Here is a 22,910-nt window from a genome sequence, read left to right as displayed (position 1 = left end):
AAAGCGACGAAGCACAATGCCTAAAGCAAAAGTCACGAAGGACGCACAGCCCGTCACCACCGCCTCAAGCACCGCCACGCGCACCCCGGTGAAGATCAACACTGGCGGCACGCCGACCTGGTACAAGGTGATCATGTTTGGCCTGATGCTGCTCGGCCTGGCCTGGATCATCGTCTTCTACCTGGCCGCCGACCAGATCCCGCTGCTCGCCGAGCTCGGGCCCTGGAACTACGCCATCGGCTTCGCCGGCATGATCGTCGGCCTGCTCATGACGATGGGCTGGCGCTAGCGTTTCGCACTGCTTTTGAAGGCGGGTACCCGTTGGGTGCCCGCCGTTTTGCTGCGCATAATTTACGTGAACTATCACCAATTCCTTAGTTTTCTATTGCGCAAGTGGTTTTCTGATTATTATTCAGTGTTCGCTCGTTATAACTTTTACCTGCTCTTTTAGGTTTTCTCGGGTTGTCAATACATCATCCCTCTACCCCCATATGGGTGCATAGGACGCCTATCACTCAGCGCGATCTCAGCTAAGCCGCTATAAATGCTTAGCAGGACGTTAAGGAACGTCATACCGTACTTGCACTTCGTGCTTCACTTCCGAAAGGACAACCACATGCGCAGCTTCCGCACTGCCATCGCCGCCGCGGCCGCCCTGGCCATCGCCGGTGGCGCCCTCCCCGCCCACGCAATGACCAACGAGGAGTCCCGCCCGGAGACCCCGGCCACCAACGACGCGCTCCCGATCATCCACACCTACCGTGGCTCCGACCACATCAAGGCAAACGTGCTCAACGCACGCCCGGTCTGCAACTCCACCGAGGACTACCGCACCGTGGTCTACAAGGTCACTGACAACTTCCTGCCGGTGGGCACCATCTCCACCACCAACCTCAGCGACAACACGGTCAACCTGACCCAGGACCTGTCCCGCACCCAGCAGATCTCCGCTTCCGTCAACGGCTCCAAGACCGAGACCCTGAACATCGGCGGCACCGGCTCCAAGGACGGCCTGCAGGGCACCATCGGCTACACCCTGGCCAAGTCGCTCGGCTGGGATGTCTCCGGCTCCCTGTCCTGGTCCGTCGGCCAGAAGATCGGCCCGTACGAGGTTCCCGCCGGCAACACCGGCGAGGCCACCTACGGCTTCCGCACCGTCACCATGACCGGTACCCAGCAGCGCTGCCGCCCGAACGGCACCTGGGCTACCCCGACCGCGTGGGTTGCCAACATGCCGGTGAAGAACGAGGTGCGCGTGAAGAACTACGACACCCCGGCTGCTTCCTGGGCTCCGAACAAGGGCGCGCAGGTGACCAAGCCTGTTGATGACGAGAACCCGAACTTCGAGGACGAAGTGAACAAGCTGCGCGAGGGCGAGAACCTTGACGACGTGACCAAGGTCAACGACGACGAGGCCGCCGACGTGACCAACAAGGACATCACCGACGAGGGCACCGAGGTCATCGAGGACAACGAGGCCAACGAGGTCGCTGAGTCCGAGAACACCGAGGTCGAGGAGACCATCGAGGAGACCGACACCGAGGGCGCCACCGCCGAGGAGGCCGCTGAGCGCGAGCAGCAGGCACTCGACCTCGAGCCCTACTTCACCTCTTCCTCCTGGAAGGCTTCCGGCTTCGCCGGCACCACCGCGCTGCGCATCAAGAACGTCGGCACCGACCGCTACTACGGCGAGTTCCCGGCCGTCACCTTCCGCGTTGACATCAAGACCGCCGAGGGCCCGGAGGGCGTTGACCGCCTGATCACCGCCAACAGCCACAAGGGCGCACACGTCCGCGACCTGGGCTTCGACCGCAAGAAGGGCGTCCGCACCTTCGAGGTCACCCTGGCTAACCCGATCAAGGCTGGCGAAGAGGTTGCAGTTGCTTCCTTCAACTTCGGCGACGGCAAGACCTCCGAGGGTCGCCTGCACAACTACATGACCGCCACCCAGACCGGCCGCCTCGCTGGCGACGAGTCCGACGACAACGACCAGGACGTCGACTCCCGCGATGCAACCGTGTCTGACTTCGGCCGCAAGCTCGATGGCACCTTCTAATTAGGCGCTTCTCGACGCCCCACCGCCCGGGCCCTCCACACCAGGAGGGCCCGGGCTTTTTGCATGCTCCCATTACCACCCCTGCCCGCGAATGTGCGGAAGCGACACGCGGTGCGGGGTTGTGCACTGCTCGTGCGCGAAGTTATCCACAGGCTGTGGACAATCCTGTGCATAAGCGGGTATCCACAGCCTGTGGATAAACCTGTGCACTACTTTCACAACCCGAACAAATGCGCTGTTCGAACGCTATTTCCGCCCGCCACACGCACCGTGAGGCGAACAAACGACGAAGCCGTTCGAGGAATTACACGCCCGTAACTATCCACAATGTGGACAACTTTTGTGGAAAACTCACACCCCGCACGCTTGGGGATAACCTCTGAATAACACGCCGGAGTTGTCCACAGGCCTGGCGCGCAGGGACACCCGCACACAGAAAAACCCACACCCGAAGCGCTAACGGGTGTGGGTTTCGCGCAGCAGCCTCAAGCGAGCGCGAGAGCAACGCCCCCGGCCGTGACCGCCAGCGCCGCGGCGGCAGCCAGCCACCGGACGCGCGCGTTCGGCGAGGTCAGCGGCCACGCCATGAGCGCGCCGATGACCAGCCCACCCGCGTGCCCCCATACGCTCACGTTCGCGGCGATGAAGGTATAGACCACATTGACGGCAATGAGCGCGATGGCGGGGCGGGGGTCAACGTGGCGTCGATAAGCAATGGCGACGAAGACCGCCATCAGCGCGTACAGCGCGCCCGACGCCCCCGCGGTCGGGGTGAGGAACGCGAAGCCGAGCACCGCCGCCGAAGAACCCAGCACCCCCGCCGCGTATGCCAGCGCGAAGGGCCCGCTGCCCACGGCGCGCTCCACCTCCGTGCCGATCACCGCGAGCAGCAGCATGTTGAGCACCAGGTGGGTGAGGTCCAGGTGGACGAACCCGGCGCTCAGCGCCCGCGCCGCACCGAAGCCGTGGACTTCCGGACCCCACAGCACCAGGTAGGCACCGACCGAATCCCACACCACGTCGCGCAGCGAGCGGGCCTGCGCCGCCATCGCCGCGAACACGATCGTGCACGCGGTCGCGATCGCGGCGCTCACGGGCGCGTCGCGGAACAGCCGCTGGGCGAATTGCTGCATAAAGGGCCTCCCCTGCCAACAAAAAGCGCCCCCGGCAAGCGGGGGCGGTGGAACGTGCGGGTGTTACTCGGAGATCTCGACGGACTCGATCACCACATCCTCGACGGGGCGGTCCATGCGGCCGGTCTGCACGTTCGCCAGCTCATCGACGACCTTCTTGGACGCCTCGTCCGTCACCTCACCGAAGATGGTGTGGCGGTTGTTCAGCCACGGGGTCGCATCCACGGTGATGAAGAACTGGGAGCCGTTGGTGCCCGGGCCGGCGTTTGCCATGGCCAGCAGGTACGGACGGTCGAAGGTGAGTTCCGGGTGGAACTCGTCGGCGAAGGTGAAGCCCGGGCCGCCGGTGCCGGTGCCGGTCGGGTCGCCGCCCTGGATCATGAAGCCGGGGATGATGCGGTGGAAGATCGCACCGTCGTAGAACGGGCCCTCGTTTGAGCCGGAGGCGTTGGCCGCCGAGTACTCCTGGGTGCCCTTGGCCAGGCCGGTGATGATCTCCACGGTCTTCGGCGCGTGGTTGCCGAACAGGTCAATCACGATGTCGCCGTGGTTAGTGTGCAGGGTCATCGTCTGCGTCTTTTGAGTCATGGCAACCAGGATACGCGTCTTCTGCGTAAAGGTGGCAGCAGCACGGCGGGTGACGTGTGCACAAAGGCAGATCCCGCCACCCCAGGTGAGTACCCAGGATGGCGGGATGCGGTGGGTTACAGGCCGGAAACGACCTCGTCGCGGGCGGCGACCAGGTTGCGCAGCGAGGGCTCGACCTCGGCGTAGCCGCGGGTCTTCAGGCCGCAGTCCGGGTTGACCCAGAGGCGCTCGGTCGGCACGTTCTTCAGCGCGGCGCGCAGCAGGCCGGCGATCTCCTCGGTCGAAGGCACGCGCGGGGAGTGGATGTCCCACACGCCCGGGCCGATCTCGGAGTGGAAGGACTCGTCGAGGTCCTCGAGCAGCTCCATCTTGGAGCGGGCCGCCTCGATGGAGGTGACGTCGGCGTCGAGCGCTGCAACAGCGTCGATGATCTGGCCGAACTCGGAGTAGCACAGGTGGGTGTGGATCTGCATGGTCGGCTCCGCCTGCAACGCGACGAGGCGGAAGGCGCGCACCGCCCAGTCCAGGTAGGACTTGCGGTCGTCGGCGCGCAGCGGGAGCAGCTCGCGCAGGGCGGGCTCGTCGATCTGGATGACCTTGATGCCGGCCTCCTCGAGGTCGCGGACCTCGTCGGCAAGCGCGACACCGATCTGGTCGGCGGAGACGTTCAGCGGCACGTCGTCGCGCTTGAACGACCAGGCGAGGATGGTCACCGGGCCGGTGAGCATGCCCTTGACCGGCTTGTCCGACAGCGACTGGGCGTACTTGGCCCACTCGACGGTCATCGCGGCCGGGCGGGAGACGTCGCCGATCACGATCGGCGGGCGGGTGCAGCGGGAGCCGTAGGACTGGACCCAGCCGTTCTCGGTGACCACGAAGCCGTCGAGAAGCTCGGCGAAGTACTGCACCATGTCGTTGCGCTCGGCCTCGCCGTGGACGAGGACGTCGATGCCGATCTCTTCCTGCAGCTCGATGACGTTCTTGATTTCGGTGCGGAGGGCTTCCTGGTAGGCGGCGTCGTCAAGCGTGCCTGCCTTGTGGTCGGCGCGCGCCTTGCGGATCTCCTGGGTCTGCGGGAAGGAGCCGATCGTGGTGGTCGGCAGTGCGGGCAGGCCGAGCGCCTCGCGCTGCAGGCCGTTGCGCTTATCGAACGCCGGCTCGCGCTTGACCGCGCCCTCCGGCAGCTTGGCGACGCGATCCACGACAGCCTGGTTGTGAATCGTCGTCGACTCAGCGCGGGTGCGCACCGCGCGATCCGACTGGGCGAAGGCCTCCTTCGCGCCCTCCTCACCAGCGACGAGCGCCTGGATCTCGGCGACCTTCTCGTCCGCAAAGGAGAGCCAGGTGGCGACGTCGACCGGCAGGTTCTTCTCCGCCTTCAGCGTGTGCGGCACGTGCTGCAGGGAGGTGGAGGTGGACACGGCGACCGGGCGATCGCCGAGTGCTGAAAGGACCTCGGTGCGCTCGCGCAGGTTCGCGGCCCACACGTTGCGGCCGTCGATCAGGCCCGCGACCAGCTGGGTCTTCGCCGGGATGGCCTCGGCAACGCGCTGCGGGTACTCGGCGTCCTCGTCGAGCGTCCACGGTGCGAGGTCGACGTGCAGCGCCTCCGGGGCGAGCTCGGCCAGCACCGGCAGCGCCTCGCGGGTCGCGCCGTATGGGGTGGTCAGGTACACGTTCGGGCGGTTCTCCGCACCCAGCAGGGTGGTGTAGGCCTCGCGCAGGTGCTTCGCCAGCTCCGCGTCCGGGGTGTCCAGGTCGGCGACAAGCGCCGGCTCGGCGAGCTGGATCCACTCGACGCCGGCTTCCTTCAGGGCGTTAAGGACGGTGGCGTAGGCGTCGACAAGCGAAGGCAGCAGCGACCACTCGGCCGGCTTCGACAGGGCGATCAGCGTGACCGGGCCGACCAGGAACGGGCGGACGGTGTGGCCGGCCTCGCGGGCTTCCTCGACGATCGCCAGGATGCGCTCGGGCGCAGGGGTAATGTCCTGACCTGCGGCGATCTCCGGCACCAGGTAGTGGTAGTTCGTGTCGAACCACTTGGTCATCTCCAGCGGGACGCGGGAATCGTTGCCGCGGGCGAGTGCGAACTCCTCGTCCAGGTCAGTGCCGCCCGGGATCAGGCCGACCGTCAGGCCGGTCTCAAGCACCTGGTCGTAGTAGGCGACGTCGGCCGGGATGGCGTAGTCCTCGGTCAGGCCGAGGTCGCGCAGGTGGTTGTAATTGTCCACGCGCAGCGCGTGCGTGGACGAGCGGAAGGTCTCCGCGTCAATGCGGCCCGCCCAGTAGCTCTCAAGCGCGCGCTTCAGCTCGCGGTTCGCGCCGATGCGCGGGTAGCCCTCGATCGTGGCCTTGGGAAACGGTGTAGTCGCTTTCGACACAATGCGTCCTTTTCTGCTGTTTGTTGGAGAATTGAGGTGGTTTAAATCAGGGAGTGGCCAGCGGGCTGGACAATCCCAATGCGGTCCAGGAGATCCTGGGTGACCGCGAGATTGTTGTGCGTGTACACGTGCAGGCCGCCGGTGCCGGCGTCCAGGATGGTGTTGGCGAGCTGCGCGGACATCTGCATGCCCAGCTCGTACTCCTCCTCCGGCGTAGTTGCCTGCGCAAGCGTGCGGGTCACGCACTCCGGCACCGCGATGCCGGAGAGCTCGCCCATCCGCTGCACGCGCTTGAGGCTGGTCATGGGCATGATGCCGGGGATCAGCGGGATGCGGACCCCAGCCAGGCGGGCCACCTCAACGAAGTCGAGATAGTCCTGCGCGTTGAAAAACAGCTGCGTGATAGCAAAGTCCGCGCCGAGGCGCTGCTTCGCCAGCAACACGTCCAAGTCCTCGTCGAAGTTCTTCGACTCCGCGTGCCCCGACGGGTAGCACGCCACCGACAGCGCCAGCTTGCCGGCCGCGAGCCGGAAGGCCTCCTCGTCCTCCACGTCCTGGATCAGGTTGAGCAGGTCGGTGGCGTGCTGGAGGTAGTGCGCTGGCATGCCGGTCTCGGGCAGGTCGCCGCGGAGGGCGAGGAAGCCGCGGACGCCGGCGTCGATAAGCGTGCGAATCCACGTGGCCAGCTCCTCGCGCGTGCCCGCGGTGCAGGCGAGGTGCGCGATCGGGCGCAGGTTGGTCGTCTCGGCGACGCGCGCGATCAGCGCGGCGGTGCCGGTGAGCCAGTCGCTGCGCCGCGAGCTGGTCACGGCGACGTAGTCGGGGTTGTAGGCGGCGAGGCCCGCGATGAGCTCGTCGATCTTCCCGGAGTCCGCGTCGTGGCGGGGCGGGATGAGCTCGAAGCTCAGTGCCGTGCGCGCGCGGCGCTGCGGCGTGACCGGTGCTTCGCCGAGGCTGTCGAGCGGTGCCGAGGCCGACAGTCGGGTCGAAGGGAGGGTCCCACGCATGTGAAAAATACCTTTCGATGTCGGTGATCTCGCCGGGCTCGGCGCTGACGTAAACCGTTTTTCAACGGTGCCCAAGAATCTAGGGGGCGCACTTTTCGGGCACAATTGACGGCCGTGTTTGCGCAGCGTGTTGGCCACATTTTTCTGAATATTAATCCGCAAAATGAACCGCTTGGTATGTTTTTGCGTAACGCTTAGTCCGGGCGGAATCTGTAGGCTGGCGGCTACGAGACAACCAACTTCAAGGAGCACCATGAACCCGTTCACCCTGCGACTGCTCTTCACCGGCGCGGCCGACGCCGCCAAGTACTTCCGCGAGCAAGGCGACAAGCGCAAGCGCGAAACCTACGACGCGCTGCTCGCCGCGCTCGAGGACCGCAACATCACCGACGCCGACGAGCTCGAGCAGCTTTACGACGCCGCGCGCACCCAAGCCGGCGAACTCACCCGCGCCGCCCACGCGCGCCTGGACAAGCGCCGCGCCGCTTTCAACGCCGCACTGCCCGGGCGCGAGGCGCAGCGCACCGCGTGGCGCGCCGAAGCCAAGGCGCACAAGAAGAAGGCCCGCGGCAAGGGCCGTACGGTCGCCGCGGGGCTGCTCGGCGCGGGCGCGCTCGCGGGTGCCGGCTGGGCGCTGTGGGAGTTCTGGCTGAAGGACAAGCTCGAGGACGCCGAGCCCGAGATCGACCTGACCGACGTCGCCCGCTCCGGCGAGGCGAAGCTGGTCTACTCCACCTCGACCGAGAACGAAGGCGTCTTTGCGCCTGACGCCGACACCTACGGCGAGCACGCCGCGGTGCCGCCGACGGAGCCTGCCGAGGGTGCTGATTCTGCTCAGGCGACGGGGCTGACCGCCGACGCGGCGGACGCGGCCGTTCCCGATGGCGAGACGCTGTCCACCCTGGACACGCTCGACGACTCGCAGCGCAAGGGCACCAAGGACGCGGACTAGCTAGCACTGCACCACGCGCACCCCTACCCCGCCGAACAACGCCAGGCAGCGCCTGGCAGGTCGGCGGGGTTATTTATGTCGGGACGACTAGTTCCGGGCATGCCTGTAGGCGCGCCAGTGTTTGCTGGCGCGCGGGCTTTTAACGTGCAGGTTTAGTCGGGTGGTTTGCGGTTGTCGGCGCGGGCTTTGTGGTCGGTGCCGGTGGGGGTGACGTTCCCGTAGGGTGAGACGTAGGTGATCTGCCCGTCGCGCCGTTCGGTATGTCCCCGGGTGCCGCGTGCTGCTTGGGAGTTGTGGTATTTGCATAACCACCCGAGGTTGGATGGTGTGGTTTCGCCTCCGTGTTGGTGTTCGACCATGTGGTGGGCGTCGCACTCGGAGGCGGGTGCGTTGCAGCCTTTCCAGGTGCAGGTGGTGGAGTCGGCAAGCATGACTTCTCGGTGTTTCGGGGTGGCGAAGCGTGCGTGGTAGGCGTTGACTGGTCCGTCCATGACGCCGATGAGGATGATCGCCCCGATTTCTTCGAGCTGCATGCGCACAAACTCCTCACCGGAGACGATTACACCGTTGTCGAAGTGGACCTTAACGTCGTTGCCTTCGCCTGCGATGATGCGCAGGTAATCACCCAGGTCCAGGTTGGCGGTCACGCGCACCAGGTACTCGGCCTTTGGGCACCCGCCGTTTAGCCAGCCGGTGACGTCGTTCTTCGCAGCATCAAAGACGCCTTGGACGTCGGCGGCGGGGCCGGTCAGGCGCAAGGTGGCGTACCCATCCCCGTGGTGGGTGACCCGTGCTTTCGGGGTGCGCGGCTCCGGGGCCTGCAGTTCGGCTTTCAGTTCTGCGGCCACACGGCGGATGCGCGCCAAGTCGCCTGCTGTGTTACAAAGCTGATCGATGTAGTGCCAGCGCTTGGTTACGTCCTTGAGGGAGCGGGCGGAGCGGGTGATGTAGGCAAGTGTGTCCAACCTATGCCCGTTGACACGTGCGCCTTCTTGGGCGCGCGCCTGGTACTTGGTGTGCGAGGTTTTCCCGCACAGCACACTCGCGGTGTCGCGGAGTTGCTTCGCGCGGTCTTGCTGGATGCCGTGTGCCTGTAATTGGGCAAGCTCAAGTCCGGCCGCAGCGGCGACGAAGTCGTATCCGCAGCGGTCAACCAAAGCAAGTGCATCCAAATCTGTCATGCACCCGACGATAAACCACGTTTACCTGCCAAAACAAGGGAATGTGAGAATACACCCATTATTAGCCCGAAACGGAACCAACGACCCAAAACGAACGTCTAACTAGGGTTGGGCTGAAACTCGCCAGGCGGTGAGGAGGTGGCGGACGAGGCGTTCGCGGACGTCGGGAAACAGCGCGGTCAGCGTCTCGTCCATGGGGCGGGTCACCACGATGAGTTCGGAGGCAAGCTCGATGGGCGTGGCGTCAGGACTAACCAACCCGTGCGGCGCGGCCGTGTCGAGGAGGACTTGGACGTGGCGGAAGAACTCGTCGAGGCGCTCGGAGCTGGCGGGGTGCTCGGGGGCGAGGGCGCCGACGAGGATGCCCACGCCGGCGTCGACAAGTTGCCAGATGAAGCGCTCCCAATTGCCTTCTGGGTCGGCGGAGAAGTCGGTGAGTGTTTTGCCGAGGAGGACGTCGAGTTCGTCGATAAATCGCAGCGCGCACGCCTGTCGCAGCGCGGCGCGGGAGGGGAAGTGGCGGTAGAGTGTAGCGATACCAACACCTGCGTCTTTGGCCACGGCCTCCAGGGTGACTGCGGAGTTTGGGCGGGTCCGGAACTGCTCGGTGGCAGCTGTGATGATTTGGTCGCGCTTTGCGCGCGCGTCTGATCGCATGGGTGCCTCCTCGGGCGCGATACTCTTTCGTCTTGACATCGCCGAGTCTGCGGAGCACCATAGCAGGAGTTTTAAGTGATAGCTAACCCTCCACTTGGAGTTTTGAAAATGACAACAATTCTCAGCGCCACAGACCTTGTGCTGCGCAAAGGCGACACGCCGTTAAGCGTCGACGCCGAAGAGGGGTTCAACTTCCTGCACGTCGGGCGCGAGTCCAGCGCCACCACCCTCGCCATGACGCTGGCCGGGCGATACAAACAGCACTCGGGCGACGTCGACGGGCCGGGGTTCAAGCGCACCGCGCTCGCGGGCGTGCACCTGATTGACTCCCTCGACCGCCAGATTCCCGTGCGCGACCTGTTGCGCGAGCAGATCGCGTGGTCGCAGCCCTTCTTCAAGCCCACTCCGCGCCGCCCGCTGGAGCACGACACCGTCGAGCGCTGGCTGGAACCACTCGGGCTGGAGGACTTGGACGAGAAGACGAAGGTCGGCGAGCTGCACGTGCTCAACCGCTTCCGTCTGCGTATCCTGCTCGCGCTGGTGTCGCGCCCGGAGGCGGAGCTTTTGATCGTGGACGACGTGGACCAGATCCGCGACATGTCGCTGCGCGCCGAACTGCTAGAAAACCTGCACGCCGTGGCCGAGGACGTTGCCGTCCTGGTCATCAGCGCGAACGAGGAGGACCGATGAGCGGACTGCATATTGGCTCGAACTTCCGCAAGTTTCTGCACGGCAAGCTGCCGCCTTTGGCCATGCTTGCGATCATGGTGCTCCCGCTGTTGTTCGGCGGCCTGTTCGTGTGGAGCTACTTCGACCCGCTGGGCAACCTGAACAAGGTGCCGGTGGCGTTGGTGAACTCGGATGAGGGCGAGGCGGGGCAACAGGTCGTCGATAAGCTGCTCGAAGAAGACCCGATGGACTTTCGGGTGGTCAGCGCCGAGGAGGCGCGCGAAGGTATCGCCGACGGTACCTACTACTTAGGTATGGAGATTCCGCGCGACTTCACCGAGGCCGCGAAGAGTGTCAAAGAGGAGAACCCGCACCAGGCGAAGATCAACGTCACGCTGAACGAGACCAACGGGTTTATCCCCACCATGCTGGGCAGCCAGGCGACCCGCATGATTACTGATGCGGTGTCGGTGACGGTCGGCTCGAAGGTGGTGGAGCAGCTCTTCGTGGGCTTCAACACCATCAACGACGGCATGGGCCAGGCCGCCGAGGGCGCCGGCAAGCTCAACGAGGGCGCGAAGAAGGCCGGCGAGGGCGGGCAGAAGCTTGACGACGGCGCGACCAAGCTCGACGACGGCATGCAGGAATTTAACTCGAAGCTGCAAGAGCTGCCGGGCGCAGCGCACAAGCTTGACGACGGCGTCGGGCGGCTTGCCGACGGCGCGAACCAGCTCAACACCGGCATCGGCACCGCCGCTGACGGCGCCAACCAGCTCTCCGAGGGCATGGTGACGCTGCAGTCCGGCACCGACAAGCTCGGTGCGGGCGCGTCGCAGGTCGCCGGCGGTGTGGACAAGATCGCGGGCGTGGCGGGCCAGCTGGGCGCGGCGCAGGCCGCGTTCGCGGACATCGACGCCTCGCTGAGTCAGGTCATCCGCGACCTGGACGCCTCCCCGATCCCGGGCACCGCGGAGCTCGCGGCGCAGGCGCGTGCTACGCAGGCGAAGCTGCACAACGGTGCGCTGTCTTCGGCGATGGATTCGAGCCTGGTTGGCCAGCTGCAGCTGCTGCAGAACGGCGCGCACCAGATCGCGACTGAGCTGAACGACCCGAATGCGCAGTACCGCGGTGGCGTGAACCGTGCGACGGACGCCTCGCAGCAGCTGGCGGCCGGTCTGGCGAAACTGCAGGACGGCTCCGGCACGCTGGTCGCTGGCGTGGCGCAGCTCAAAGACGGCACCTCGCAGCTGGTCGTGGCGGCGAATACGGCCTCGGACGCGTCCTCGCGTCTGGCGGACGGCTCCAACCAGCTGGTCGTGGGCCTCGGCGCACTGAATGACGGCCTGGTGCAGCTGGACAGCGGCACCGGCGAGCTCAGCGTCAAGCTCCACGACGCGCAGGAGGAGGCCCCGACGTGGCGCGGCGATCGCCTGGACAAGGCGGTCGAGACGGCGTCGCAACCGGTGGTCCTCAACGAGGTGGGCGATGACCTCGCCTACTTCGGCAAGGGCCTGTCGCCGTTCTTCCTCTCGCTGTCGCTGTGGTTCGGCGGCCTGATCCTGTACATGGTGATGCAGCCGATCAACCGCCGCGCGATCGACTCGGGCACGCCGGTCTACCGCGTCATGCTGGATACGCTGGTGCCTTCCTTCCTCGTCGGCGCGGTGCAGGCCTTCTTCCTGTGGGCCGTGCAGGTCTTCCTGCTGGACATCGACCCGACGTACACGGGCACACTCCTGCTGGTGCTGGTGGGCGTGTCGTGGGCGTTCATCTCGTTCATCTATATGCTCAACTGCATTTTCGGGAAGGCGATCGCCCGCCTGCTCACCATGGCGCTGATGTCGCTGCAGCTGGTGGCGTCGAACGGCCTGTACCCGCCGGAGGTGCAGCCGAAGTTCATCCAGTGGGTACACAGCTGGGACCCGATGCGGTACTCGGTGGACCTGATGCGCTACGCGCTCTTTGGCACCAACGGCGGCGATCCCCGCATGATTCGGGCGACGCTGGTGCTCATCGGCATCGCGATTGCCTCCTGGATCGTGTCCTGCCTGGGGCTGAAGCACCTGCGTCAGATCCCGGAGAAGGATCTGCACCCGGAGCTGTCGGTGTAACGGTTGCCAGGAACAAATTGTAGACGTATCATCAACTTTGTAATGGACCCCACCTACAAAGGAGACACCATGTTCCGCAACGAGAAGAAGAACCCTAGCACCCGCCTGGCCGCTGCCCTGCTGCGCGTGCCCACCGGCCTGTTTATCCTGAACTCCGGCGCGGGCAAGCTCGGCGCCGACGAGGGCACCGCCCAGTTCCTCCACGGCATGGCACAGACCGGCATCCCGGCGCTGAAGGACGTGGACCCGAAGACCTTTGCCAAGTTCGTCGCCTACTCCGAGACCGGCATCGGCGCGGCCCTGCTCGCCCCCTTCGTGTCCAACCGCCTGGCGGGCGCAGCACTTGCCAGCTTCGGCGCGGGCCTGCTCACTATGTACTTCGGCAACGACGCCATGACCGAGGACGACGGCATCCGCCCGTCCCAGGAGGGCACCGCGCTGTCGAAAGACTCCTGGCTCGTGGCCATCGGTGCCGCGCTCATGGCACTGCCGCGCAAGTAAGCAAGCCGCGGCGCGACTAAAATGTTTCGCGTGAAACGTCTCGCCGCCCTCACGCTTATTACAGCTCTCGCCCCGGCCACCCCGGTTGCACAAGCGCAGCCGTGGGACCTGGTGGCGCCGAGCTGTACCCCGGTCCACGTCGTGCAAGCGGCGGGGTCCGGGTTTTCGCATTCCTGGGACCCATCCGCGCGCGAGTCGCTTTTCGACGACAACTCCTCCCCCGCCGCCGACCTCACCGAACACTTCGGCGCCCGCACCGTGCGCACCTACCAGGTCCGCTACCCCGCCTCGCTCGGCCGCTTCAGCGCGCTCGGCAGCGCCAGCGGCGGCATCGAGGGCACCGAAACCGCTACTTATGGCGAGTCCGTCACCCTCGGCACCGACGACGCCGCCCGCGAGATCCGCACCGTCGCCCGCAACTGCCCGCACACCAGGTTTATCCTGATCGGCTACTCGCAGGGCGCGCACTTGATTGGCGATGTCGCGGCGGCAATCGGCCACGGGAAGGTGGCGGGCGTGGGGCCGGATCAGGTGGCTGCGGTGGTGTTGTTTGCGGATCCGGGGCGTTCGGGCGTCGTGAAGCAAAGGCCCTTAGGCGACGCGAAGCTGTACGCGCCCGCGCCAAAGGGGCAGCTGGCACGCGGCGGCGAGCTGGTCAACGGCGGCGGATCGGGCGTTGTGCCTGGTCGGGTGGGGTTGGCCGGCGAGCGGGCGCTGAGTTTTGCCGGGCTGGAGGGCAAGGTGCTGTCGCTGTGTAATGCGGCGGACATGGCGTGCTCGACGGATCCGGCGTCGGCGCTGCGCGATTTGGCGGATGTGGCGATGCGCGAGGAGGTCGTCGGCCCGCCGAACGCGGCGACCGGCATGCATGTGCTGGAGTTTTCGCGCCAGCTGGACGCCGGTGTTCCCCTGCAGCAGGCGGTGCGCGTCTCGGGGCTTTCGCTTCTCGACGCCACCACCGCCGCCCTCATCATCGGCGAAATCGGCCTCTTCGCCCAGGCCGCCGACCGCGCCACCCGCGCCGAGCAGGCGGCGACCCCAGCGGAGCAGCTCGCGGCCGTCACCTTAATGTCCGCGCTGCCGAACCTGGCGAAAGAGGGCGTGACCTGGACGTATTTGCTACCCGCGCTGGAGGGGCTGCGTGGGGCGATGCCTGAGGACAGCGAGGCGGCAGGCTGGTACGACGTCGCGCTGGAGGCGATGCGGGCGACCCAGGCCACCGAACGCTTCTACCTGCAGCTGGCTGGCGCGGGCGTGGTGCCGCGCGTGCCCACTCCCACCGAGCAACGCCAGGCCGCGACGCACGCCGCGGTGAGCGCGCTGATGGACCAGGTGGCTGGTGCTGCGGGACTGGACGCCGCGATGCGCAACCCGGCCAACGCGAACCTGTTGGCGTCAGCGGCGCAGGCCGGCGACTTCGGGCCGCGCCACATGTCCTACTACAAGCTGGGCTACACCGACAGCCCCGGCGGCTTCAACATCGACGGTCAGCGCGGCTACGACTACGTGCTCGACTGGCTCGACGACGTGGTCCGCGGGGTGCTGCGGGAGCGGTGAGCTACTTGAACGCCTTCGTCGCGTTGTCGATGGCGGCGTTAATCTGCGCGCGTACGCCCTCCAGCCCCGGGATCGGCAGCTGGGACACGGCGATCAGCGCGAGCAGCAGCACCAACGGAGTCGCGATACCCACGGAAGAGGCGACAGTCTTCGGGTCCGCGGAACCGTCCTTCGGGGTGTTGCCGTTATTGCTGGACTTCGTGTTGATGTCGAAGCTGTAGCCGGTGGTGTTCTGGACGTTGTCGATCACCGGGACGAACGACAGCGTGCCACGCACGCCCTGCTTCGGGGTAAGCACCATGGTGTTGCCCTCGCGGGTGATGTCGACGAGGTCGGTACCCTCGGCAATGCCGATGTCGCCGCCTGCCTTGTCGAAGGTAACGGTGATCGCGCCGGTGTCCGCGTCGCGCTTGGTGCTGGCGATGTCCTTGTTGCGTGCGTTGAACTCGTTGTCGGTCGGGGTGGTGCCGGGGAAGGTCAGCGACGTGGTCTTGCCCTGGACGATCCCCAGGTTGTAGGTGCTGATGACGTTGCCGTCCTCGTCCTGCTCCTCAATCACCACGGTCTTGCCCGCAGCGTCTGCCTTCGGTTTGGCCGACCACTGGTTGCCATCGGTACGCACGGTTTCGAGGTGCTCCTCGCCGTCGATGACGACGAACTTGTTGGACTTGTCCACCACGGATGCGCGGAATTCGCCGTTGGTGGAAATGTCGAAGTTGTAGACACGAGCGTCTTCGGGCTCCGTGATCGTGAGCTTGTAGGTCGCGAAGACGCCGAATCTGTCACTCAGCGCGATGGTGACGGTACCGATCTTTCCAGCGCGGCCGTTGATGACGAAAGCGCCGCTGTCCTCGCGCACGCGGACCAAATCGATGCCGTCAATGTCGTTGCCCTCCGAATCCGTGGCGGAGACGAACTTGTAGGTGTCGCCCTCCTCCTGGTTGATACGCGCGGTGGCAGCCCAGGTCATCTCCTTCTCGACGACCGTATCCCGCTCAGCAGGCGTGATGTTGACGATGGAGCGCTCAAAGACGTGGCCATCCTCGGTACGGTTCTCAATGACGACCTTGCCGCCTGCGCTGCGGTTCGGGGTGACCTCGATCTTGGACTCGCCCAGGGTCGGGACGCTCTGGAGCAGATCCTCGCCTTCGGTGACGTAGAGACTGGTGCCAGTCAGCCCCAACTCGTTGTAAGGCGTGATCGTGTACACGGACTCGATCGGCTCAAACGGGGTGACCGAGTAGATGTGCTCGGCGACTGGGGTGTTCTCGTAGCCGTTGTCCTTTTGTTCGAGGACGTTACCGATCTCGTCCATGACGACTTCCTGGTTGACCTTCCGAACAAACTCGGTGACCTTGAACTTGCCCTCCGCGCCCGGCTTAAACCTCAGCTGCAGGTCGTCTTGGAGATCCTTGCCCTCATAGGCCTCTGGGTTCTCGAAGAAGTCATCGAGACTTGCGCCATCCAGCGGTTCGACTGTGAAGTGATTGTCCTCGTAGTTGTGCGATCGGAGCTTGACCATCGAGAGATCAACAACTTCGTGTACCGGTGTGGAGTCTGGTCGCTTGGCCGCAATGTAGACGGTTACGTTTTGAACGAGACGACCTTCGCGGTCCTTGATGTTGATGACGGCGGTGCCACCGTTCTTCTTCAGCTCAGCGTCGTCCTCATTCGGAGTGACGATCCAACCATTCTCTGCCGCAGTGATGTTTACAAGCTCTTCGCCCTGGATAACGTCGTACTTCCCTCCAGCAGGGCGTGGCAGCTTCGTGCTTCCCATATACGGGAGGGACTCGTGGACGATACTCTTCGTCGCGTACTTCCGATTCACCACATCGAAGTCGTGGGGACGCTCGGTGCCGTCGGCGTCAGTGACCACTACGTGGGCCGTGCCTTCGTCGCCCTTGGTCGAAGGGATCACCTTCCACACCGGTGTGCCGTTGATCTCGGTCGCAGACACCGACAGCAAGTTCTGACCCGTCGTGACCTTTGCGGTGCCGCCGTTCCTGGCAATGTAGGCAACTGTGCTGGTGGGCAGCTGGCGGTACACGGTTTCCTCGGGAGCGCGTGGCGGGGCGTCGATAATCTGCTCCGGCTCCTTCGCCGGGGCCTCCGAGTTGATGGTGTTGTTGAGCTGCAGGTGGTAGATGTGCTCGTTCGCTTGCTCATCGGTGATGACGACCGTGGCGGTAGCGTCGCCCTCGAAGCCCGGGCGCGGTGCAAGCACGAGCTCGTGGTCACGCTCGCCGCGGGTGACCTGGACGTACTTCGCGCCCTCGGTAACGTCAAAGGTCCAGTGGCCCTTGATACGCAGGTCCAGGTCAATGGTCTTGGACTTCTCATCGGCGGTAAACCCTGCAAACAGGAAGTACTCCGTTGAGGTGCTCTCAGTCGCCTCGGCGTTGTCAGGCAGGTCGAGCCCTGGCTGGTAGAGGGAGAGCAGACGCTCGCCCTCCCCGCCGAGAAGCACGGTGATGTACTCATCCTCGCCCGCAGTGGGCTCCTCGATCTTCTGCGTATCCGGGACGAGGACGTAGTTCAGGGTCTCGTTCGCAGAGCCCGGCTGGGTCCTCTGCGCGACTTTGAAGCCGGTGAGCTCGTAGAAAGCGTTCGCGTGGTTGTTGAGGACGTCGGTACGTGCCGTGTTCAGGGTTGCAACGTCGTTGCCAAGCAGGGCCCGCGTAAAGAGCAGTTTCTGCTCAAGCTGCTGCTTCAGCGTGGTTGAAGGCGCGGATTCGTACTCCTGGAGATCCTTCTGAAGCGCTTTGACCAGATTGATCGCGGCGACACGAACCTGGGTATCCAGGCTCTCGCCTTCGCCCACGCGACCAGACTGGCCGGTCAGCTTGCGAACCCGAACGTCATCGAGGTTGTTTGCCGCGCCATCGATGCTCCAGGCTGGTCCGAGGTCAGTGCGAAGCGGTGCGACCGCCCCATCAAAACCTTTCGCTTGCTGGGCAAACTTTGGCTGGAGAGCCTTGAACTTGCGGAGTGTGCCGGGCGCGACAGGCTGGAATGCTACTTCGGCGACCTTGTCTGCGGACATCTTGTCTTCAGCGAAAGCATTAGGAGTGATGACGGCAGTGGCGCTAGTAGCGAGGACGCTGGAAATAAGTGCGGCTATGGCGCGCTTCTTGAGGGAGGGTTGCAACGGGAATCCTTCGAACTTTCCGAGAAAGCACAACGCGAGGTTGGACTGTCCTGGAAATGAGGTGGGTAATGACAGTATCTATTCTGTCACACCGACGAACGCCTCGCCGCCGACTTCAATACGTCTTTGTGTTATGGAGAATCTCATGTGGGTAAGAAGTGGAAAGCCGCTTGCGTGGGGTTTCCACACAAGCGGCTTTCTTAAGGCGCTAGAGACTACTTCTCCTCAGCAGCCTTCTCATCGTCCGGCTTCGCAGCCTCGGACTCAGCAGGCTTACCAGAAGAGCCGTACATCAACGTCTCGTTATCAGTAGCCTTGCCCAGCTGGTAGGACGACGTCGACTCCTGCTGACCACAGGCACGCAGCACCGCGTCGCCAATCAGCAGGCCAGCAGTGATCACGCCAAGCGCACCAGCAGCCATACCAATCATCTGCGAATTCTCGATCGCGAACGCACCCTGCACACCTGCAGCACGCTGAGCACGATCATGATCGTAGATACCCAGACCCTGCTGGATACGGTCATTAGCGTCCTTGATCGCAGCATTGAGCTGACCACGCACACCCTCCAGACCCGGGATATGCACCTGGGACAGGATGCCCAGCGGGATCAGCAGCAGCAGCGGCGAAGCCAAACCAACCAGCGAAGCAATGCACTTCGGGTCGGAGGAGCCAACGTTGACGTTGCCACCGCCCTGGTTGTTGCTGGTGTTGACTCGCACCTTTACTTCGGAAGCCGACTTGTTCTGGGAACCTTCAAGCACCGGGATGAAGATGACCGTGCCGTTTGCGCCCTGCTTCGGGGTGAGGATGATGTTGTTACCGTCGCGGCTCTGGTCGACGAGCTCGGAGCCCTCAGCGATCGCGACGTCGCCGCCTTCCTTGTCGAAGACAACGGTGATCTGGCCGGTCTTCTCATCACGGATGATCTTGGCAACATCGCGGTTGTCGCCCAGGAACGCACCGTTGGAGGTGAGGCTCTCCGGGATGATCAGCGAAGTGATCGTGCGGACCAGGATGCCATCCTTGTCGTACTCCTCGGTTACAACCGTCTTGTTGTCGGTGCCGGACTTCGGGGTCAGCGTGAAGTTGCCCTTGTCATCCTTGCCCGTGTTGACGTGGTCGGCACCCTGCACAACCTTGAAGGTGTTGCCCTCAGAGATCGGCTCGTAGGCCTTCGCCTGGCCAACGATCAGGTAGTCACGCAGGTGGCGGGAACCGCTGGTTGCGCCCTGGACGATCTTCAGGTTGTAGGTGTTCAGAACGTTGCCGTCCTGATCCCACTCCTCAACCGTCGCGGTCTTGCCCACGCCGCTCTGCTTCGGCTTCACGGTCCACTGGTTGCCATCGTTGTTCGGAGTCTCGAGGTACTCGCCACCGTCGATGACGACAAACTGGTTGGACTTCTCCACCAGGGTTGCGCGGAACTCTGCATTAGTGGAGATCTGGTAGTCGTAGACGCGTGCGCCCTCAGCCTCGTTGATGGTGAGCTTGTAGGTCGCGTACACACCACGGTTGTCGCTTACCGCAATGGTAACGGTACCGGTCTTGCCAGCGCGGCCGCTGACGACGAACTCACCATTCTCTTCCTTGACGCGGACGAGATCGTTGCCGTCGACGTCGTTGCCCTTCGCATCCTTAGCGGAGACAAACTTGTAAGTATGGCCCTCTTCCTTATTGATGCGTGCAACCCCGCTCCAGGTCATCGTCTTCTCGATGACATTGTCCTTGGAGGCTGCGCGGCCCGGGGTGATATTGAGGATGTAGCGCTCGAAGACGAAGCCGTCATCGGTGCGGTTCTCAATCACAACCTTGCCGTTAGCGTCAGCCTTCGGAACAAGCTTGAACTTGGACTCGCCATCAGTCGGAATGGATTCGAGCAGCTTCTGCCCCTCGGTGACGTAGAGCTTCTTGCCCTGCAGGTCGACCTCGTTGTCCGCCGTGATGGTGTAGGTAGACTCACTCGGCTGGAACGGCTTAACGGTGTAGACGTACTCGGTGATCGGGACGGGCTCTTTCTTGCCCTTAATGTGTTCGACAACGTTGCCCTTTTCATCCCGGACAATCTTATCTTCGCCAACTCGCCAAATGTACTCGGTGACCTTGAACTTACCCTCAGCGCCTGGCTTGAACTTCAGCTGGAGGTTATCCTTGATCTCCTTTCCTGCGTACTTTTCCGGCTCTTTGAAGAAATCGCCCAGGTTGGTGCCATCGAGTGGCTCAACAGCAAAGTAGTTGTTTTCGTTGTCGCCAAGGAAGACATTAACTGTGGAGCGGTCCGCGACCTCGCGTTCGCGCGTCACCTTCTCGACATCGCCGGTGACCTCACGCTCGATGTTGACGGTGAAGATCCCAACAAGGCGATCCTCGCTGTCCTTGATATTGATGACGGCAGTGCCGCCTTCTTCCTTCAGCTTAAGATCATCCTTGTTCGGAGTGATCTGCCAGACCTTCTTCCCGTCGGTTTCACGGGTCGTCTCCTCGATGTTGAGCTGCTCTTCATTCAGCAGGTGATCGCCCTTCACTACCTCATAGCGGTAATCCTCACGACGCTCAATCTCAACGTTGCCGGTGTAGTTGATGTTGTGCTGGACGACCTTTGGGCCACCGTTCGGGTCCTTAACTACCTCGAAGGTGAAGGTGTACTCAACGCCGTCCTTGTCGGTGAAGACGACGCGCGCGCTGCCCTCTTCGACCTTCGGAACGATCTTCCAAACCTTCTCGCCATTGACCTCGACCTGCTTAATATCGAGAACGTCCTCGCCCTCGATGATCTTAAAGTCGCCGCCGCGGTACTCAACGAAACCGACCGAGGTGTTCAGGATCGTACGGGTGACGTCGTACTTCGACTCCTTATTCTCGATCGTGATGATGTTCTCACGCTCGTTGCCCTGCTTATCGGTGATCGTCACAATCACTTCGCCGGAAGTCACGCCATCCTTCGGGGTGACGGTCAGGCTGCCCTTGCCGTCATCCTTAACCTCGACAAGCTCGCCGCCCTTGACCTTCTTCCAGGTCTCACCCTCGTTGTACTTCAGCACCTTGAAGCGGTCACCCTCGCCGCCGGTGTTGATGTTGTAGAAGAAGTTGTTCACCTTCACATTGATGGACTCATCAATGTTGACCGTGTTGTTGATGGTCAGGCGGTAGACGTGCTCACGACCCTGGTCATCGGTGACCACGATGGTGACCTTGTGCTCGCCATCAATGCCCGGGCGCGGGGTAACGATCAGCTGGCCGTCCTTCTCGCCACGCTCGACGATGACGTACTCAGAACCCTCAGTGATTCGGAAGCTCCATGAACCGCTGATGCGCTTGTCCAGCTCAATGACCTTGGACTTTTCTTCCTTGGTGAAGCCAGCGAACTGGTAGTACTCGTAGACTTCCTTGATGGACTCGTAGACCTTCTCGGTGTAGTACTTGGAGTCCTTGTTCACCGTGACGGTCGTCGGCTCGCCTGCAACGGTCTTGGTGACGGTGGTTTCGCCAGCAGGAACGGTGCGGGTTGTGGTGACCTCCGGGGTCTCGACCTGGGTAACAGTCTTCTTCTCACCAGGGACAGTCTCTGTGACGGTCGTATCGGTAACCGTCGAGGTGACCGTCTTGACGCCACCCTTCTTCGTCTCCGTGACGATCTCCGGTTCAGGCGTAATGGTCTTCGTCTCAGTAACCGGGGTACCGTTCTCGGTCCGCACAACCTCGGTGGTCTTCGCCGGGTGCGTCTTAGTGGTGGTGACGACCTCATCCGGCTCGGTAACCGTGGTAACGGTCGTGAAAGCCGGCAGCGTGCTGGTACGCGTGACCGTTGTCGGCTCCTCAGTCACGATCGTCTTGGTCGTCGGCTTGCCCGGCTCAGTCACCGTGGTGACGTGCTCCGGCATCGTGGTGACCTCAGTGAGGGTCTCTTTCGGGGTCTCCGTGACGGTGGTGCTGAAATCGTAATCTGGCTTCGGCTGCCACGACAGATCCAAGCCAGGCTGGTAAATCGTGATCAAGCGCTGGAAGGTCCATTCCTTGCGCTTGTTCATGTTCCAGTTGTAGTTCTTCGGAACAAGAACGGTAACAAACTCGTTCGGGCCGATCTTCTTCTTCATGTCGTCGAGCTTCGACTGGTTCGGGACCAGGCGGTAGTTGACGCCATCAGACGGGTTCTGCACGCGCGTGATGCTGAAGCCCGTGAGGTTTTGGAACTTAATCAGATCGCGATCGTGAATGAGCTCGCGGACGCCGTTCAGCTCACTCGGGTTGTTACCCAACAGTGCCTGAAGGTAGCGGTTCTTCGTCTGGATGTCTTTCTCCAGCGAGGAGGAAGAAGTCTCCTCCCACTGCTTGAAGTCCGTGAGCATCTGCTTAGTCAAGGTGATCGAAGCGATGCGGATGTTCTCGTCGATGGCATAGCCCTGACCAACACGGCCAGACTGACCGGTGAGCTTGCGCACCTCGAACCCGTCAGGGTTGTTCCACGAGCTATCAATACCCCAGTCGATGCACCAGCCAGGTCCCTGATTGGTGGACAGCACCTGCACTGGCTGAGTCCACTTCGGGTACCGTTTTGCAAGCTTGCTCTGCTCAATCTCGAATTGGCGCAGCGACGCCTCGTCGAGGCGCTGGTAGGCCTCTACGATCATCTGGTCTGCAGCAGAAGCCTCGGGGACAATAACAGCGGTGGTACCGGTAGCGAGGACACCGGAGATAAGCGCGGCCATAATGCGCTTCTTTAGATTTGCGTTTTGCAACGGCCCAATCCTTAAAACTTGTCGGAGATAATCGAAGCAGCCTGGAGATCTCCTGAACACGGATCTACACACTGACAGAGTTTCATTCAATCACAACCGTTTCGTGGAAAGTAGTCCACCATCCCCAAGGTGTGCGGAAAAACCGCATTACAACGGGCACAGGCGCTCACAAGCTTCGGGTCCACCCCGTTGACCTTGCCTTTTACAACCTGACAAAAACCCAAAAATCT

Annotated in this window: 15 protein-coding genes; 7 read left to right on the top strand and 8 right to left on the bottom strand. The window is 63.3% G+C overall.

Going from position 1 to position 22,910, the window contains the following annotated elements:
• Positions 1 to 16: 16 nt before the first annotated feature.
• Together crgA and HMPREF2550_RS00700 are read left to right on the top strand one after the other, a co-directional pair.
• Positions 17 to 289, top strand: a complete 273-nt coding sequence (gene crgA, locus HMPREF2550_RS00705; protein ID WP_038587493.1) for a cell division protein CrgA — start codon at positions 17 to 19, stop codon at positions 287 to 289.
• A 327-nt stretch (positions 290 to 616) separates the two neighbouring features.
• A complete protein-coding gene (locus HMPREF2550_RS00700) occupies positions 617 to 2,056 on the top strand; it encodes a hypothetical protein (RefSeq protein ID WP_070762886.1) in 1,440 nt (479 codons plus the stop codon).
• A gap of 485 nt (positions 2,057 to 2,541) precedes the next feature.
• Here the strand turns inward: HMPREF2550_RS00700 and HMPREF2550_RS00695 are convergent, their stop codons facing one another.
• The 4 genes from HMPREF2550_RS00695 to HMPREF2550_RS00680 form a co-directional block, all read right to left on the bottom strand.
• Positions 2,542 to 3,189, bottom strand: a complete 648-nt coding sequence (locus HMPREF2550_RS00695) for a rhomboid family intramembrane serine protease (RefSeq protein WP_070789073.1) — start codon at positions 3,187 to 3,189, stop codon at positions 2,542 to 2,544.
• A 63-nt stretch (positions 3,190 to 3,252) separates the two neighbouring features.
• A complete protein-coding gene (locus HMPREF2550_RS00690; RefSeq protein ID WP_070789071.1) occupies positions 3,253 to 3,777 on the bottom strand; it encodes a peptidylprolyl isomerase in 525 nt (174 codons plus the stop codon).
• Between the two features lie 116 nt (positions 3,778 to 3,893).
• Complete coding sequence (metE, locus tag HMPREF2550_RS00685; RefSeq protein ID WP_070789069.1) at positions 3,894 to 6,158, bottom strand: 5-methyltetrahydropteroyltriglutamate--homocysteine S-methyltransferase; 2,265 nt, start codon at positions 6,156 to 6,158, stop codon at positions 3,894 to 3,896.
• A gap of 41 nt (positions 6,159 to 6,199) precedes the next feature.
• Positions 6,200 to 7,165 (bottom strand): methylenetetrahydrofolate reductase, encoded by a 966-nt coding sequence (locus HMPREF2550_RS00680; protein WP_070789067.1) that lies wholly within the window; start codon positions 7,163 to 7,165, stop codon positions 6,200 to 6,202.
• Between the two features lie 253 nt (positions 7,166 to 7,418).
• On the opposite strand from HMPREF2550_RS00680, the gene HMPREF2550_RS00675 reads away from it, so the two are divergent.
• Positions 7,419 to 8,117 (top strand): hypothetical protein, encoded by a 699-nt coding sequence (locus HMPREF2550_RS00675; RefSeq protein ID WP_038587466.1) that lies wholly within the window; start codon positions 7,419 to 7,421, stop codon positions 8,115 to 8,117.
• 152 nt (positions 8,118 to 8,269) lie between these two features.
• Here HMPREF2550_RS00675 and HMPREF2550_RS00670 read toward each other — a convergent pair whose 3' ends face one another.
• Together HMPREF2550_RS00670 and HMPREF2550_RS00665 are read right to left on the bottom strand one after the other, a co-directional pair.
• A complete protein-coding gene (locus HMPREF2550_RS00670) occupies positions 8,270 to 9,298 on the bottom strand; it encodes an HNH endonuclease signature motif containing protein (protein ID WP_141760475.1) in 1,029 nt (342 codons plus the stop codon).
• A gap of 102 nt (positions 9,299 to 9,400) precedes the next feature.
• Positions 9,401 to 9,955 carry a TetR/AcrR family transcriptional regulator gene (locus tag HMPREF2550_RS00665; RefSeq protein ID WP_070762506.1) on the bottom strand — a complete coding sequence of 185 codons (555 nt, stop codon included), beginning with the start codon at positions 9,953 to 9,955 and terminating at the stop codon, positions 9,401 to 9,403.
• A gap of 108 nt (positions 9,956 to 10,063) precedes the next feature.
• On the opposite strand from HMPREF2550_RS00665, the gene HMPREF2550_RS00660 reads away from it, so the two are divergent.
• From HMPREF2550_RS00660 to HMPREF2550_RS00645, 4 genes are all read left to right on the top strand, one after another.
• Positions 10,064 to 10,645: a DEAD/DEAH box helicase family protein gene (locus HMPREF2550_RS00660; RefSeq protein WP_070789064.1), complete on the top strand. Its 582-nt coding sequence runs from the start codon at positions 10,064 to 10,066 to the stop codon at positions 10,643 to 10,645.
• Entirely contained in the window at positions 10,642 to 12,735 is a 2,094-nt protein-coding gene (locus tag HMPREF2550_RS00655) for a YhgE/Pip domain-containing protein (RefSeq protein ID WP_070789062.1), read from the top strand. Before HMPREF2550_RS00660 ends, HMPREF2550_RS00655 begins: the two co-directional genes overlap by 4 nt.
• Before the next feature lie 69 nt (positions 12,736 to 12,804).
• Complete coding sequence (locus HMPREF2550_RS00650; protein ID WP_070762509.1) at positions 12,805 to 13,236, top strand: DoxX family membrane protein; 432 nt, start codon at positions 12,805 to 12,807, stop codon at positions 13,234 to 13,236.
• 30 nt (positions 13,237 to 13,266) lie between these two features.
• Positions 13,267 to 14,793, top strand: coding sequence for a cutinase family protein (locus HMPREF2550_RS00645; protein ID WP_168167664.1), 1,527 nt, complete (start codon positions 13,267 to 13,269; stop codon positions 14,791 to 14,793).
• A 1-nt stretch (position 14,794) separates the two neighbouring features.
• On the opposite strand, the gene HMPREF2550_RS00640 is transcribed toward HMPREF2550_RS00645, so the two are convergent.
• Both HMPREF2550_RS00640 and HMPREF2550_RS00635 read right to left on the bottom strand, forming a co-directional pair.
• Positions 14,795 to 17,839 carry a hypothetical protein gene (locus HMPREF2550_RS00640; RefSeq protein WP_210400198.1) on the bottom strand — a complete coding sequence of 1,015 codons (3,045 nt, stop codon included), beginning with the start codon at positions 17,837 to 17,839 and terminating at the stop codon, positions 14,795 to 14,797.
• Positions 17,840 to 18,159: 320 nt separating this feature from the next.
• Positions 18,160 to 22,650: a hypothetical protein gene (locus HMPREF2550_RS00635; protein ID WP_070789057.1), complete on the bottom strand. Its 4,491-nt coding sequence runs from the start codon at positions 22,648 to 22,650 to the stop codon at positions 18,160 to 18,162.
• Positions 22,651 to 22,910: the final 260 nt, after the last annotated feature.

It is taken from the genome of Corynebacterium sp. HMSC074A01 (assembly GCF_001831515.1).
Lineage (GTDB): Bacteria > Actinomycetota > Actinomycetes > Mycobacteriales > Mycobacteriaceae > Corynebacterium.
This window is presented reverse-complemented; position numbering and strand designations above follow the sequence as displayed.